The sequence below is a fragment of the Polymorphospora sp. NPDC050346 genome (genome assembly GCF_040655695.1).
GTDB lineage: Bacteria > Actinomycetota > Actinomycetes > Mycobacteriales > Micromonosporaceae > Polymorphospora > Polymorphospora lycopeni.
Window position 1 is genome coordinate 123,908 of sequence record NZ_JBFAKM010000007.1, and the last position, 14,436, is coordinate 138,343.

Here is a 14,436-nt window from a genome sequence, read left to right on the forward strand (position 1 = left end):
CGAAACGCCGCCGCGCGGGACGGTGGAGTGTCGGGGGTATCGGCTAGCGTGCGGCGGTGGCCGTACCCGAATCGCTCTCCCTCGCCCAGGCCCGGCGGATCACGCTCGCCGCGCAGGGGTTCGCCGACCCGATGCCCGGAGGCATTCCCGACCTGCGGCACCTGCGCCGTGTCCTGGGCCGGATCGGGCTGCTCCAGATGGACTCGGTCAACGTCCTGCAACGCGCCCACTACCTGCCGCTCTACAGCCGGCTCGGGCCCTATCCGACGGCGTTGCTGGACCGGGCCGCCTACCAGCGTCCGCGCGAGCTGTTCGAATACTGGGGGCACGAGGCGTCGCTGATCCCGGTCACGCTCCAGCCGGCGCTGCGCTTCCGGATGGCGGCGGCCCGGGTCGAGTCGTGGGGCGGGATGCGGCGGATCGCCGCCGAGCAGCCGGACCTGGTGCGGTGGGTTCTCGACGAGGTACGCGCGAACGGGCCCCTGACCGCCGCCGACATCGAGCAGGACACCCCGAGGTCGAAGGACAACTGGGGATGGAACTGGTCGGCGGTGAAGAAGGCGCTGGAGTTCCTCTTCTGGGCCGGCGAGGTCACCGCCGCGTCCCGCAACACCGCCTTCGCCCGGCTGTACGACGTACCGGAGCGGGTGCTGCCGAAGGTGGTGCTGGACACCCCGACGCCGGCCCCCGCCGACGCCTACCGGGAGCTGGTCGCGGTCGCGGCCCGGGCGCTCGGGGTGGCCGCCGAGCCGGAGCTGCGCGACTACTTCCGGCTGCCGGTCGACGCCGCCCGCACGGCGGTGGCCGAGCTGGTCGACGCCGGCGTGCTGACCCCGGTGCAGGTGGCCGGCTGGCGCCGGCCGGCCTACCTGCACGCGCAGGCCCGGCTGCCCCGCTGGATCCGGGCCAACACCCTGGTCAGCCCGTTCGACCCGCTGATCTGGGAGCGGGCCCGCACCGAGCGCCTCTTCGGTTTCAACTACCGCATCGAGATCTACGTGCCGGCGCCGCAGCGGGTGTACGGCTACTACGTGCTGCCGTTCCTGCAGGGTGACCGGTTCACCGCCCGGGTCGACCTGAAGGCCGACCGCAGGGCCGGGGTGCTGCGGGTGCCGGCGGCCTGGGTCGAGCCGGGCGCCGACGTCGCCGGCACCGCGCTGGCGCTCGCCGACGAGCTGCGCCGGCTCGCCGGTTGGCTCGGCCTGTCCGACGTCGCGCCGCCCGTCGCGGGCGACCTGCGCGGTCCGCTCGCCGCCGTGCTGTCGAGCCCCGCCGGTGTACGGTGAGACGAGCGCGTGCCGGGCGGGGGATGCCCGGCGTGCCGGTGGGTCCGAGACGGGGTGGGATGGCGATCGTGGTTGACCCGAAGGCCGGCCTGACGACGGGCGCGCCGGCGCCGGACGGCCCCGAGCAGGGCCCGCCACCCGTGCCCGCCGGCCAGCCGACCATGATGCCGCCCGCCGGCTGGCAGCCCGGCCCGGACGGGCAGTGGCAGGCCGCCCCGGACGGCTGGCAGCCGGGCCCCGACGGGCAGTGGCAGCCGGCGCCTGCCTTCGTGCCCGCCGAACCCGACCGCTTCACCCGCTTCATGACGAAGCTGTGGAACCGGGCGCCCCGCTGGGCGGCGCCGGTGGCCGCGCTCGGCTGCGTCGCGGCGGCGCTCGGCACCGTACTGGTGATGGACCCGACCCGCAGCTCGCCCGACGCGATGCCGTCCTGCCTGCTGAAGATGACCACCGGACTGGACTGTCCGGGGTGTGGCGGCACCCGTGCCGTCTGGTACCTGATGCACGGCGACCTCGGCGCCGCCGCCCGCCACCACCTGGTGTTCGTGTTCGTCGTACCGTTCCTGGTCTATCTCTACGTGGCCTGGGCGGCGCAGCACATGTTCGGCCGGCGGCTGCCGCAACTTCGGGTCACCCCGAAGACGATCGGCGTCGTCCTCGCCGTCTGGTTCACCTTCTCGGCGCTGCGCAACCTGCCGTGGGCGCCGTTCGACTGGTTCTACGTCTGACGCCCCGCCGCCTCAGAGCACCTTGGCCGGGGCGACCCGGTGCACGTCGATGTCACCACTGGTGGTGCGCAGCGCCAGGCTGAGCTGGTGACCGTTCGGCGGCACCGGGGCGCCCATGTCGAGCCCGTTGCGGGCCGTGCCGGACAGTGTGCTCACGTCGAGCCAGACGCCGGTGCCGGCGACGACGCCGACGGCGATGTCGCCCGAGGCGGCCGCCGCCTCGACGGTGCCGGCGCGGGTCACGCCGATGCGGATGTCGCCGGAGGCGGTACGGGCCCGTACGCCGGCCGCCGCCTCCTGGACGTCGATGTCACCGCTGGCCCCCTTGGCGACGAGGTCGCCGCCGACGTACCCGGCGTTCAGGTCGCCGGACGCGCCGGTCAGGGTGAGGCGGCCCTCGACCCGCCCCACGGTCACGTCGCCGCTGCTGCTGTGCAGGGTGGCGTCGCCGGTGACGTGTTCGGCCCGGACCCGGCCGGACGCCGCGTCGACCGAGGCGGCGGTGTACCGGCCCCGGCAGTCGACGTCGGCGGAGGCCGCCTTGACCTGCACGGTGCTGTCCTCGGGCACCCGGATCTCGACGTGCACCCCGCCGGAGCGGCGGAAGAGGCCGGAGCTGTGGGGGGTGGTGACGGTGAGGGTGTCGTCGCGCATCTCGACGGTGGTGCGTTCGGCGAGGGAGCGGGACTGGTCGTTGTCGGCGTACGGCCGCACGTCGACGGTGGCGGTGTCCCGCTTCTCGGCGACGATGTCGAGCGCGCCGGAGTTGAGCCTGACGACGACGGTCACCGGGGTGCTGCGGGGAAACTCGGGCATGACGTCCTCCTTGGTGTCGGTGCCGGGGGCACGGGGGTCTTTGCTGTCGGTGCCGTGGGCACGGGGCCCGGCGGCGGGGTTCAGGCCTGGGCGAAGCCGGTGATCCGGCGGCCGGACCGGTGGCTGGACGGCGGGCCGGTGTGTCCGGTGTGGACGGCGCCGGCGACGGCCCGGACCAGCCAGGCGTTGACCGAGACGCCCTCGGCGGCGGCGGTCCGCTCGACGGCGTCCTTGAGTGCCTCGGGCAGGCGCAGGGTGATGCGCGACACGTCACCCCCGGTGTCGACGGGCGGTGGTTGGGGGGCCGGCGCGGACGCCGGCTGGGTCTCGGTCACCACGAACTCGGCCTGCCGGCCGCGCAGGCGCACCTCCACGCCGGCGCCGGACAGTTGCGTGGTGATCTCGTCGGCGGCGTCGGAGAGCGCGTCCAGCAGGCAGAGCCGGGCGCTCGGTTCCAGCGAGCCGGCGAGCAGTTCGGCGGCCCGGCTGATCTCGGCACCGCCGGGTGCCGCGGTCGCGGCGAGGTCGCGACGCAGGTTGTCCAGGTACGGCGTGAGGTCCATGACGTCACTATGGCATCGCAATGACGCCATGGCAAGCTGTGGGTGCTGTCATCGTGGTGCGCGCGTGGTGTCGCGGGGGGCCGTCACCCGGCCCGGCCGTTGGCGGTTACAGTCCTGGGACACCAGCCATGCCATAGGGGGATCACCGTGCCGGAGATCATCGAGCCGCAGGTCAGGCTCATCGGGTGGACCCACTTCGAGGCGCCCGAGGACGTCGCGTGGTCGACCGACGCCGAAGGCGGTCAGGCCCTCGCGGAGTTCGCCGGCCGGGCCTGCTACCAGTCGTGGAAGAAGCCCAATCCGGCCACCGCCACCAACGCCGGCTACCTCGCGCACATCCTGGAGGTCGGCCACCTGTCGGTGCTGGAGCACGGCAGCGTCACGTTCTACTTCACCGGCGTGTCGCGCTCGTTCACCCACGAGCTGATCCGGCACCGGCACTTCTCGTACTCCCAGCTCTCCCAGCGCTACGTACCCGAGCGCGACGCCGCCATGGTCGAACCCCGGGTGATCGCCGAGGACCCGGAGCTGCACAAGAAGTTCGTCGAGGCGACCGAGGCGAGCGTGCGCGCCTACACCGAGCTGCTCGAGGGGCTGGAGGCCCGGTTCGCCGACGTCGAGCACGCCACCCTGCGCCGCAAGCAGGCCCGGCAGGCGGCCCGGGCGGTGCTGCCCAACGCCACCGAGACCCGGATCGTGGTCACCGGCAACTACCGCGCCTGGCGGCACTTCATCGGCATGCGCGCCACCGAACAGGCCGACGTCGAGATCCGCGAGCTGGCCGTGGAGTGCCTGCGCCAACTCCAGCGGGTCGCGCCGAACGTGTTCGCCGACTTCGTCGTCACCCGGCTGCCCGACGGCAGCGAGGTGGCGACGAGCCCGTACGCCGAGCTGTCCTGACACGGTGCGGGAGCGTGGAAAACCCGCTGCCGGCGTCCGCTAGGTTGTGTGCATGACGCAGGACCCATCCGCCACGCGCGCGAGCGCACCACGCCCGTTCGGGCGGCTGCTCACGGCCATGGTCACGCCGTTCTCCGCCGACGGGGCGCTTGACCTCGACGGTGCCGGGAAGCTCGCCGGCCACCTGGTCGACGAGCAGGGCGCCGACGCGGTCGTGGTCAACGGCACCACCGGTGAGTCGCCGACCACGACCGACGCGGAGAAGGAGGCCCTGATCCGCGCGGTGGTCGAGGCGGTCGGCGACCGGGCGCTGGTGGTCGCGGGCGTCGGCACCAACGACACCCGGCACACGGCCGAGCTGGCCGCGACCGCGCAGAAGGCCGGTGCGCACGGGCTGCTCGTCGTGACGCCGTACTACAACAAGCCGCCGCAGGCCGGCCTGCTGCGCCACTTCACCGCGGTCGCCGACGCGACCGACCTGCCGGTGATGGTCTACGACATCCCGCACCGCGCCGGGGTGCCGATCGCGACCGAGACCCTGGTCCGGCTCGCCGACCACGAGCGGATCGTCGCGGTCAAGGACGCCAAGGCCGACCTCACCGCCACCTCCTGGGTGCTCAGCCGCACCGGGCTCGCCTACTACTGCGGCGACGACGCGCTCGCCCTCCCGGCGCTGTCGATCGGCGCGGTCGGCCTGGTCGGCACCTCCACCCACTTCACGGGTGCGCTGGCCAAGCGCATGATCGAGGCGTACGACCGGGGTGACGTCGACGAGGCGCTGGCCCTGCACCGGCGGCTGCTGCCGCTGTTCACCGGCATCTTCCGGACCCAGGGGACGATCCTCGTCAAGGCCGGTCTGGCGCAACGCGGCCTGCCGGCCGGACCGGTACGGCCACCCCTGGTCGACGCGACCGAGGCCGAGATCGACCAGTTGCGCAGCGACTGCGCCGACGCCGGACTGGAGCTGCGGTGAGTCAGGCGCACATCGAGATGGAGCTGCCCCCGCCGCTGCCCGAGGGCGGGCTGCGGGTGATCCCGCTGGGCGGGCTCGGTGCCATCGGCCGCAACATGACCGTCTTCGAGTTCGGCGGCAAGCTGCTGATCGTCGACTGCGGCGTGCTCTTCCCGGACGTCGAGCAGCCGGGCGTCGACCTGATCCTGCCCGACTTCGCGTCGATCCTGGACCGGCTCGACGACGTACAGGCGATCGTGCTCACCCACGGGCACGAGGACCACATCGGAGCGGTGCCCTACCTGCTCGCGCACAAGGCCGACATCCCGCTGGTCGGCTCGCAGTTCACCCTCGCCCTGGTCGAGGCCAAGCTCGCCGAGCGGCGGATCGAGCCCTACACGCTGACGGTCCAGGAGGGCGGCCGCGAGCGGCTGGGCCCGTTCGAGTGCGAGTTCTTCGCGGTCAACCACTCGATCCCGGACGCGCTCGCGGTCGCGATCCGGACCCCGGCCGGTCTGGTGCTGCACACCGGCGACTTCAAGATGGACCAGTTGCCGCTCGACGGCCGGGTCACCGACCTGGCCGGCTTCGCCCGCCTCGGTGCCGAGGGCGTCGACCTGCTGCTGTCCGACTCGACCAACGCGGAGATCCCCGGCTTCGTCACCCCCGAGCGGGAGATCGGCCCGGTCCTGGACTCGATCTTCGCCAAGGCCCGCGGCCGGATCATCGTGGCGTCGTTCGCCTCGCACGTGCACCGGGTCCAGCAGGTGCTCGACTCGGCCGGCGAGCACGGCCGCAAGGTCGCCCTGATCGGCCGCTCGATGGTGCGCAACATGGGCATCGCCCGTGACCTGGGCCTGCTGCAGATCCCGCCGGGCCTGGTGGTCGGCCTCGACGAGGCCACCGCGCTGCCCCCGGACCGGATCGTGCTGATGTCGACCGGTTCGCAGGGCGAGCCGATGAGCGCGCTGGGCCGGATGTCCACCGGCGACCACCGGCACATCACGATCGCCCCCGGCGACACCGTGGTGCTGGCCAGCTCGCTGGTGCCGGGCAACGAGACCTCGGTCTACCGGGTGATCAACCAGCTCTCCCGGGCCGGCGCGACCGTGATCCACAAGGACGTCGCCAAGGTGCACGTCTCCGGGCACGCGCCCGCCGGTGAACTGCTCTACCTGCTCAACGTCGTACGGCCGAGCAACCTGCTGCCGGTGCACGGCGAGTGGCGGCACCTGCGGGCCCACGCGCGACTCGGCATCGAGTCGGGCGTGGCGCCGGACCGGGTCGTGCTGTGCGAGGACGGCGACGTCGTCGACCTGGTCGAGGGGCGGGCGTCGCTGGTCGGGCACGTCAAGAGCAGATACGTCTACGTCGACGGGCTCGCCGTCGGTGACGTCGGAGAGTCGCTGCTCACCGAGCGTCGCATCCTCGGCGACGGCGGCTTCATCGCGGCGACCGTGGTGGTCGACTCGGTCACCGGCAAGGTGGTCGGCGGGCCGACGGTGTCGGCGAAGGGCTTCTCCGACGACCCGGCGGCGTTCAACGCGGTCATCCCCTTGATCACCGAGGCCCTCAACCGGGCCGCCTCGGAGGGCATCACCGATCCGCACCAGCTCGGCCAACTGGTCCGGCGCACGGTCGGCCGCTGGGTCAACGACGCCTACCGGCGCCGGCCGATGATCGTGCCGACGGTCGTCGAGGTCTGAGCGACCGCCACCGGCAACTCCGTACGCGTACTCAGTACCGCCCGGGTCCGATGCGTATGGCACATCCCGCCGGCCGCCATAGGCTGGCCGGCGGGAGGATCGATGGGCTACGAACTGCTGACGACCGTGATCCTGGTGCTGCACTTCGCCTTCGTGGCGTACGTCGTGCTGGGTGGCTTCATCGCGTGGCGCTGGCCACGGACGTTCTGGGCGCACGCTGTCGCCGCGTCGTGGGGGCTGATCGTGGTGGCCGCCGGGTTGACCTGTCCGCTCACGACCGCCGAGGCGTGGTCGCGGCGGCAGGCGGGTGAATCGGGCTACACCGGGGGATTCATCGACCGCTACATCGAGGGTGTGCTCTATCCGGAGCGCTTCACCCCGCTGGTCCAGGCGCTGGTGGCGGTCGCGGTGCTGGGCTCGTGGACGGTGCTGCTCCTGCGTCGCCGGGCCGCGTCGAGGCTCCGGGCCGACCAGCGTAGGTAGCCGGCCGCACCGGACGATGTGGCCGGTGCGGGCGGTCGCCGGAAAAAGTCGGTCACGGTGAGTATTAACATGTGTGCGTTGGGTAGTGGGTCGAGGTAGGCAAGTCATCGACCCAAGGAGGTAATTCCAATGGCCAACGATCTGATCGGCGTCGTCACCGACTTCATCACCGGCCTGCTCGGCGTCATCGGCGGCCTCGTTCCCGGTGGCCTGCCGGACCTTCCGCTCTGACCGCCCGGGCCGTGACGGCGGGGCCCGCCGGGTGTCCACCCGGCAGGCCCCCGCCGCCGCTCGTTTCGCGCCGGCAGCCCCGCTACGGCAGCTGGTCGACCGCGGTGGCGAACGCCGAACCCGTCGCCAGCGTGGCGTTGACCAGCACCGCGAGCTGCGGCGCCGCGACCCCGTGCTCAAGGTCGGTGGTGACGTCGCCGGCCAGGATCAGCTCGCCCTCGCCGGTGTCGTGCACGTACGCCTTCGGCAGCAGCCGGTCGTGGTTCCAGGCGTTGCAGAACTCGTACGCCTCGGCGAGCCGGTCGACCGGCAGGCGCCGCTGCGCCACCACCCGGGCGTGCAGGATCTCCCGACGCTCGCCCAACCGCTCGAAGTGGACCAGCGCGTCGCCCCACCGGCCGCCGACCGTGCCGTCCTCGTCGACGAAGTAGTGGTCACCGCGCTCTTCCAGCGCCGCGACGATCGCCTCGACCGTCAGCGGCGCCACCACGTCGTCGCGGCCCTCCACCGGCAGCCCGGCCGGCACGGCCGCCCGCGGCGGCTCGTCCGGCGGCAGCTCGAACGGCTCGGTGAGCGGACGGGCGGCCAGCCACGCCGCGATCCGGCCCGACTGGTGCGCGGTGCCGTTGCGGGCGTCGAACCGGCCGGCCAGATCCTGCGCGGTCGCGACGAGATCGGACGCCAACGCGGTGACCGTGACGTCGGCGGCCGCCCGGTCGCCGTGCTCCGGGCGGTGGATCGTCCGCCGGCCGAGGCCGGCCTCGTCGGCGAGCCGGCAGACCAGCGCGCCGGCCGCCGCGAACTCCATCGCGGACGCCTCGTCGTAGGGCCGGTCCAGCCAGCCCAGGTGCTCCTCGAGGATGGTCAGACCCCGCTCGTGGTGCCCGGTCAGCGCGCAGAACCGCAGGTGCTCGGGAAGGAACGCGAACGAGTCCCGCTCGTACCGGTGCCGGCGGTAGGCGCGTACGTGCGCCTGCGCGGCCTCCTCGAACCGGCCGAGATGCAGGTAGGGGACCATCACCGCGACGAGCGCCTTCTCCGGCTGCTCGGTGCAGCCGAGCACACCGCTGAGCACCGGCTCGGCGATCTTCAGGGCCTCCTCCCACTCGCCCCAGCCGGCGAGCAGTTCGGCCTGCCGGGACGGGTCGCAGCCGGCACAGTCGCTGTTCTCGTCGCGGGGCGTCGTACGCCACTTCGCCAGCCACTCCCGCGCCTCCGCCTCGTCGCCGAGGTGGTCGGCGACCTTGCAGCGCAGGTTGTAGATGGTCTGCAGGCTCTGGCTGCCCTCGCGGAACCGCCGCTCCATGTCGTCGAGCGCGGCCCGGGTCTGGGCCAGCCCGACCCGGGGCGTGCTGCGCAGGGTCGCCACCGCCCACTTGTGGTACCAGCGCAGCATCTCGGTGTCCCAGTCGTCGAACATCGACGGGTCGCGGTCGAACGCGGCCAGGCACCAGCCGAACGCCGGCAGCATCCGCCACCGCTCGGTGTGGTTGTTGTACGCGTCGATCAGCGCGTACCGCGCGTCGAAGCCGAGCCGTACGTCGGCGAGGGCGTCGGCGTGCGCCACGATGCGTTCCAGTTCGGCGATCTTGCCGTCGCCGTCGGGGAGGTCCTGGGCGTCCTCCAGGGCCTCGGTCAGTTCTTCCTTGCTGGTCACGACTTCTCCTCGGTGGGACCGTCGCCGGTCCAGCGGTTGGGGGGACCGGTGAACGCCCGGTCGAGCAGAGCGAGGAACGAGCGGTTCAGCGCCGCCGTGTCGACCGCCCGGAGCGGATGGTGGCCGGCGAGCAGCGCCTGACCGTAGAGCGCCTCCACGGCGTGCCGTACCGCCGGGCCGGACGGGTCGGCGGCGATCCGGCGGACCAGCGGATGGCGCCAGTTGAAGACGAGTTCCGGACGGTGGTCGACCTCGACGCCGTCGAACGCCGACAGCACGTCGGACCACAACTCGTCGGAGGCCTCGATGCTGCGCCGCAGCGAGTCCTGGTTCGCCGCCTGCTGACCGACGATGTAGAGCGCGGGCACCGTCACCGGGTCGAACTGGCGCAGCAGAGGCTTGCAGCCCAGGTCGGCCAGCACCGTGCGGGCGGTCTCCAGGAAGCCGGCGGCGGCCGCCTCCTGACCCGGCGGCAGCGGGTCGAGCCGGGCGGCCAGCTCACCGGGGTCGAGGCGACGTACCTGGATCGTCGGGTCGACCCGGTGCAGCCGTTGCAGGATCTCGCTGTCGTAGGCGTAGCCGGCGTTGACCAGCGGCGTGCCGGCGGCGCTGGCGATCGCGGCCAGCGAGCGGAACTCGTCGACCGTATCGACGTAACGGACCATCGACAGGCCGCGGCGGAACACCCGCAGCGGCATCGCGCCCCGGCTGGTCTCGAACGGCAGCCAGGCGTCGACCAGGCGCAGCATCTCGTCGTCGCGTACGGCGAGGGCCTTGACGCCGAGGTGGTGGACGCGCAGGAAGGCGGACAGCCGGTCGGGGTGGTTGACCGACAGGTCGAGCAGCCAGCCGCGGATCTGTTCGCCGAGCGACTGGCGTACCGACGACAGCAGGTCGTCCTCGTAGAGCGCCTCCCGGCTGGCGGTCGGCCGCAGCACGGCGGTGTCGACCACGCAGCGGATGAAGAACGCCCAGTCCGGTACGACCTTGCTCGCGTCCTCGCTGAGCAGCATCCGCTTGAGGTAGACGCGGTGGCCGCCCTGGCCGACCGCCGACGCCGAGGGGAGCACGAACCCGACGCCGACCAGGCCCGCCTCGGGCACCCGCAGGTCGATGACGTCCATCGGCCGGGTGCCGAGCAGTTGCCGGCCGTAGTCGATCAGGGCGGCGTGCCGCTCCTCCGGGCTCGGGTGGTCGATCTCCCACGGGGCCCGCTCGTCGGTGAGCCGGACCGGGGCCGCGTCGGGGGCGACCAGTTCGACGTCGACGTCGAGCAGGTGGGCGTAGAACCGGACGAGTTCGCCGACCCGGTCGGGGACCAGCCAGTGCCGGGTGTCGGTCCGCGGGCGCAGGGTGACCGTGGTGCCGATCTCCGCGCGGGCGGTGTCGTCGGTCTCGGTGGTGTAGCGGCCGTCGGCGTGGCCGGTCCAGCGTACGGCCGGCCCGCCCTTGGCCGAGCGGGAGACGACCTCGACGGCGTCGGCGACCATGAAGCACGAGAGCAGGCCGATGCCGAACTGTCCCAGGAAGTCCTGCCGGGCGAAGCCGAGGTCGTCGCGCTTGGAGGTGCGGCCGACGCTGGCGAGGAAGAGGTGCACCTCGGGCTCGGTCAGGCCGATGCCGTTGTCGTGCACCCGCAGCGCGCCGTCGGGCAGCGGTTCGACGACGATGCGGCCGGGTTCGGCGGCGGCGTCGAACCCCCGCCGGGCGGTGATCGCGTCGGTGGCGTTCTGCAGCAACTCCCGGGCGTAGACCCGGGGACTGGCGTAGAGGTGGTGGCTGAGCAGGTCGACGATGCCGCGCAGGTCGACCTGGAAGCGATGCTCCATGGTGGACACCCGCGGTCAGTCCCGCAGTTCGGCGACGGCGTCGGCCATCTGGCAACCGGTGGAGACACCGCAGTTGAGGAGCTGGTCGAGCTGGGCCGGGGTCACGCCCTGTTCGAGGTCGGTGATGACCTCGCCGCAGACCCGGACGCTGCCGTCGTCGTTGACGTGCACGAACGCCTTGGGCCACAGCCGGTCGTGGTTCCACTCGTTGCAGAAGGCGTAGAGCCGGGGCACGTCGTCGATCCCGAACGTGCTGGCCGCCATCGTGCGGATCTGGAGCAGTTCGCCCGCGTTGCCGAGCCGGAAGAAGTAGATGAGGTTGTCATCCCACTTGCCGAAGATGTCGCCGTCCTCGTCGGTGTGGAACGAATAGTCCCGCGCGTCGAGCACCGAGGCGATCAGTTCGTGGCTGAGCGGTTGAAGTGTCTGCAACTGACCACCGCTGGTGGGTTCGTCTGAAGTGTCCTGGAAACCCGGCGGTGGCATGTGCGGCGTCCTTCCTGACGTGCGGGGGGCGGGGGTGACGGACCACGGGCCCGAGTGGATCGCGGTCCGGCAGACAGCACGGTAAGGCCGCGCCGCCACCCCGCGTGTTGTGTGGCTTGTGCCGGTTGGTCCGCCCATGATGCTAGGCGGGTGTGACAGCCGGCACCGCCACCGGCGACGGACGGCGGGACACGGCAGTCAAAAGCGAGGATTAGTCGGACCGCGCGGCTACCGTGTGACTCTATGGCGGGGCGGACCTCTTCGGCTAACCGGCGTCGGAGCGCGTCACCGACGCGCGGCGCCGCGACGCCGCGCGCCCGCCAGCCGGCGAAGACCCGGGCCGCCGCCACCCCCCGCAAGCGGCCGGCCCGCACCCCGACCCGCGGCCGGGCCGGCCCCGCCGTCCACCTCGGTCGCGGCGTCCGTGCCGTGTGGATGGGAGTGGCCCACTCCGTCGGCTGGGCGGTGCGCGCCGTCGGCCGCCAGGTCGCCCCCGCCCGCGACCTCGACCTGGGCCACCGCCGCGACGGCGCCGGCCTGTTCCTGCTCGGGCTGGCCATCCTGACCGGCGTCGCGGTCTGGTTCTCCGGCGCCGGGCCGGTCGGCGCCCGCGTCGCCGACACCGTCCGGCTCTTCCTCGGCGCGATCGCCGCCGCCGTCCCGCTGCTGCTGCTCGTCAGCGCGGTCAAGCTCATGCGCGAACCCGGCGACCCCGCACACCGGGGCCGCAGCCTCGTCGGCTGGACCGCGCTGATCGTGTCGACCGCCGGGCTGCTGCACATCGGGCAGGACCCGGTCGACAACGCCCAGCGCGACTACGCCGGCGGCCTGATCGGGGCCGGCGTCGGGCAGCTGCTGGTCAAGGCGGTGACCGGCTGGGTCGCCGTACCCCTGCTCGTGCTGCTGATGCTCTTCGGGCTCCTGGTCATCACCGCCACCCCGATCAACAAGGTGCCGGAACGGGTCGGCATGCTCGTCGGCTCGCTGCTCGGCCGCCCGTCGGGTCCGTACGACCCCGACGACGACATCGACGACGCCGACGGTCCCGACGGGGAGGACGAGGAACCACCGCCGGCCAAGCGCCGCCCGGCCCGCCGCCGGGTCGCCGCCGCCGCCGAGCCGGAACCCGACGAGCCCGGATACGACGACCAGGAGGTCGTCCACGACACCGTGGTGCTGCCGCGCAAGCCGGCCGGCAAGGGTGCCGCCCGCAAGTCAGCCCCGCCGCCCGAGCACTCCCCGGCCCCGACCCGGGCCGAGCAGTTGGCCATCTCCGGGATGGCCGGCGACTACCGGCTGCCCCCCGCCAACCTGCTCAAGGGCGGCAGTGCGCCCAAGACCCGCAGCAAGGCCAACGACGACGTCATGGCCGCCCTCGAGGGCGTCTTCGACCAGTTCGGCGTCGACGCGGCGGTGACCGGTTTCACCCGTGGCCCGACCGTCACCCGCTACGAGGTCGAGCTGGGCCACGGCGTCAAGGTCGAACGGATCACCCAGCTCTCCCGCAACATCGCCTACGCGGTCAAATCGCCCGACGTACGCATTCTCAGCCCGATCCCGGGCAAGAGCGCGGTCGGCGTGGAGATCCCCAACTCCGACCGTGAGGACGTGGCACTCGGTGACGTCCTGCGCTCACGGGCGGCGACCAGCGACCACCACCCGATGGTGGTCGCCCTCGGCAAGGACATCGAGGGCGGCTACGTGGTGGCCAACCTGGCGAAGATGCCGCACATCCTGATCGCCGGCGCGACCGGTGCCGGCAAGTCCTCCTGCCTCAACTCACTGCTGGTCTCGCTGCTGAGCCGGGCCACCCCCGACGAGGTACGGCTGGTGCTGATCGACCCCAAGCGGGTCGAGATGAGCGCGTACGAGGGGATCCCGCACCTGGTGACCCCGATCATCACCAACCCCAAGAAGGCGGCCGACTCGCTGGACTGGGTCGTGCGCGAGATGGACATGCGCTACGACGACCTGGCCGCCGCCGGGGTCCGCCACATCGACGACTACAACCGCAAGGTGCGCGCCGGGCAGGTCAAGCCGCCGCCGGGCAGCGAACGGGAGATCCGCCCCTACCCCTACCTGCTGGTGATCGTCGACGAGCTGGCCGACCTGATGATGGTCGCCCCGCGCGACGTCGAGGACTCCGTGGTCCGGATCACCCAGCTCGCCCGGGCCGCCGGCATCCACCTGGTGCTGGCCACCCAGCGGCCCTCGGTCGACGTCGTCACCGGCCTGATCAAGGCCAACGTGCCCTCCCGGCTGGCGTTCGCGACCAGCTCGCTCGCCGACTCCCGGGTCATCCTCGACCAGCCCGGTGCCGAGAAGCTCATCGGTCGCGGCGACGGCCTCTTCCTGCCGATGGGCGCCTCCAAGCCGGTCCGGATCCAGGGCGCCTGGGTCGGCGAGTCCGAGATCAGCGACATCGTCAAGTTCTGCAAGGACCAGCGCGAGCCGGAGTTCCGGCCGGACGTGCTCGCCCCGGCGCAGGACAACAAGAAGAAGATCGACGAGGACATCGGCGACGACCTGGACGTGCTGATCCAGGCGATCGAGCTGGTGGTGACCTCGCAGTTCGGGTCGACGTCGATGCTCCAGCGCAAGCTGCGGGTCGGGTTCGCCAAGGCCGGCCGGCTGATGGACCTGATGGAGACCCGCGGGATCGTCGGCCCCTCCGAGGGCTCCAAGGCCCGCGACGTGCTGGTCAAACCCGACGAACTCGAGGAGGCGCTCGCCGCGCTGCGGACCGACCACTGACGCCGTACGGGTGCCGGGGGGCCGGGCTGTCAGTCCGGCCCGGTA

The 14,436-nt window shown here is 72.5% G+C and carries 12 protein-coding genes; 7 read left to right on the top strand and 5 right to left on the bottom strand.

The genetic code is table 11. From position 1 onward, the window contains the following. The first annotated feature begins 56 nt into the window (after nt 1-56). Both AB0I42_RS09890 and AB0I42_RS09895 read left to right on the top strand, forming a co-directional pair. On the top strand, nt 57-1,286 hold the full coding sequence (locus AB0I42_RS09890; protein ID WP_357535868.1) for a crosslink repair DNA glycosylase YcaQ family protein: 1,230 nt from the start codon (nt 57-59) through the stop codon (nt 1,284-1,286). 59 nt (nt 1,287-1,345) lie between these two features. Continuing rightward, entirely contained in the window at nt 1,346-2,014 is a 669-nt protein-coding gene (locus AB0I42_RS09895; protein WP_357535869.1) for a DUF2752 domain-containing protein, read from the top strand. A gap of 12 nt (nt 2,015-2,026) precedes the next feature. Here AB0I42_RS09895 and AB0I42_RS09900 read toward each other — a convergent pair whose 3' ends face one another. Together AB0I42_RS09900 and AB0I42_RS09905 are read right to left on the bottom strand one after the other, a co-directional pair. Next, nucleotides 2,027-2,830: a DUF4097 family beta strand repeat-containing protein gene (locus tag AB0I42_RS09900; protein WP_357535870.1), complete on the bottom strand. Its 804-nt coding sequence runs from the start codon at nt 2,828-2,830 to the stop codon at nt 2,027-2,029. A gap of 80 nt (nt 2,831-2,910) precedes the next feature. Further along, nucleotides 2,911-3,393, bottom strand: a complete 483-nt coding sequence (locus tag AB0I42_RS09905; protein ID WP_357535871.1) for a toxin-antitoxin system HicB family antitoxin — start codon at nt 3,391-3,393, stop codon at nt 2,911-2,913. Between the two features lie 156 nt (nt 3,394-3,549). Here AB0I42_RS09905 and thyX point away from each other — a divergent pair, with 156 nt between their 5' ends. From thyX to AB0I42_RS09925, 4 genes are all read left to right on the top strand, one after another. Continuing rightward, nucleotides 3,550-4,293: an FAD-dependent thymidylate synthase gene (gene thyX / locus AB0I42_RS09910; RefSeq protein WP_357536058.1), complete on the top strand. Its 744-nt coding sequence runs from the start codon at nt 3,550-3,552 to the stop codon at nt 4,291-4,293. A gap of 52 nt (nt 4,294-4,345) precedes the next feature. Further along, nucleotides 4,346-5,266, top strand: coding sequence for a 4-hydroxy-tetrahydrodipicolinate synthase (gene dapA / locus AB0I42_RS09915; RefSeq protein ID WP_357535873.1), 921 nt, complete (start codon nt 4,346-4,348; stop codon nt 5,264-5,266). Further along, entirely contained in the window at nt 5,263-6,951 is a 1,689-nt protein-coding gene (locus AB0I42_RS09920) for a ribonuclease J (RefSeq protein ID WP_357535875.1), read from the top strand. The genes dapA and AB0I42_RS09920 overlap by 4 nt, the downstream gene beginning before the upstream one ends. Nucleotides 6,952-7,053: 102 nt before the next feature. Then, nucleotides 7,054-7,434, top strand: a complete 381-nt coding sequence (locus AB0I42_RS09925; protein WP_357535877.1) for a DUF2784 domain-containing protein — start codon at nt 7,054-7,056, stop codon at nt 7,432-7,434. A 313-nt stretch (nt 7,435-7,747) separates the two neighbouring features. Here AB0I42_RS09925 and AB0I42_RS09930 read toward each other — a convergent pair whose 3' ends face one another. Genes AB0I42_RS09930 through AB0I42_RS09940 form a run of 3 tightly spaced genes read right to left on the bottom strand, consistent with a single transcriptional unit; the run spans nt 7,748 to nt 11,637 of the window. Further along, nucleotides 7,748-9,322: a YbjN domain-containing protein gene (locus AB0I42_RS09930; RefSeq protein WP_357535879.1), complete on the bottom strand. Its 1,575-nt coding sequence runs from the start codon at nt 9,320-9,322 to the stop codon at nt 7,748-7,750. Then, nucleotides 9,319-11,151 (bottom strand): HSP90 family protein, encoded by a 1,833-nt coding sequence (locus AB0I42_RS09935; protein WP_357535881.1) that lies wholly within the window; start codon nt 11,149-11,151, stop codon nt 9,319-9,321. The genes AB0I42_RS09930 and AB0I42_RS09935 overlap by 4 nt, the downstream gene beginning before the upstream one ends. A gap of 15 nt (nt 11,152-11,166) precedes the next feature. Beyond that, nucleotides 11,167-11,637: a YbjN domain-containing protein gene (locus AB0I42_RS09940; protein ID WP_357535883.1), complete on the bottom strand. Its 471-nt coding sequence runs from the start codon at nt 11,635-11,637 to the stop codon at nt 11,167-11,169. Between the two features lie 243 nt (nt 11,638-11,880). Here AB0I42_RS09940 and AB0I42_RS09945 point away from each other — a divergent pair, with 243 nt between their 5' ends. Further along, nucleotides 11,881-14,391, top strand: a complete 2,511-nt coding sequence (locus tag AB0I42_RS09945; protein WP_357535885.1) for a DNA translocase FtsK 4TM domain-containing protein — start codon at nt 11,881-11,883, stop codon at nt 14,389-14,391. Nucleotides 14,392-14,436: the final 45 nt, after the last annotated feature.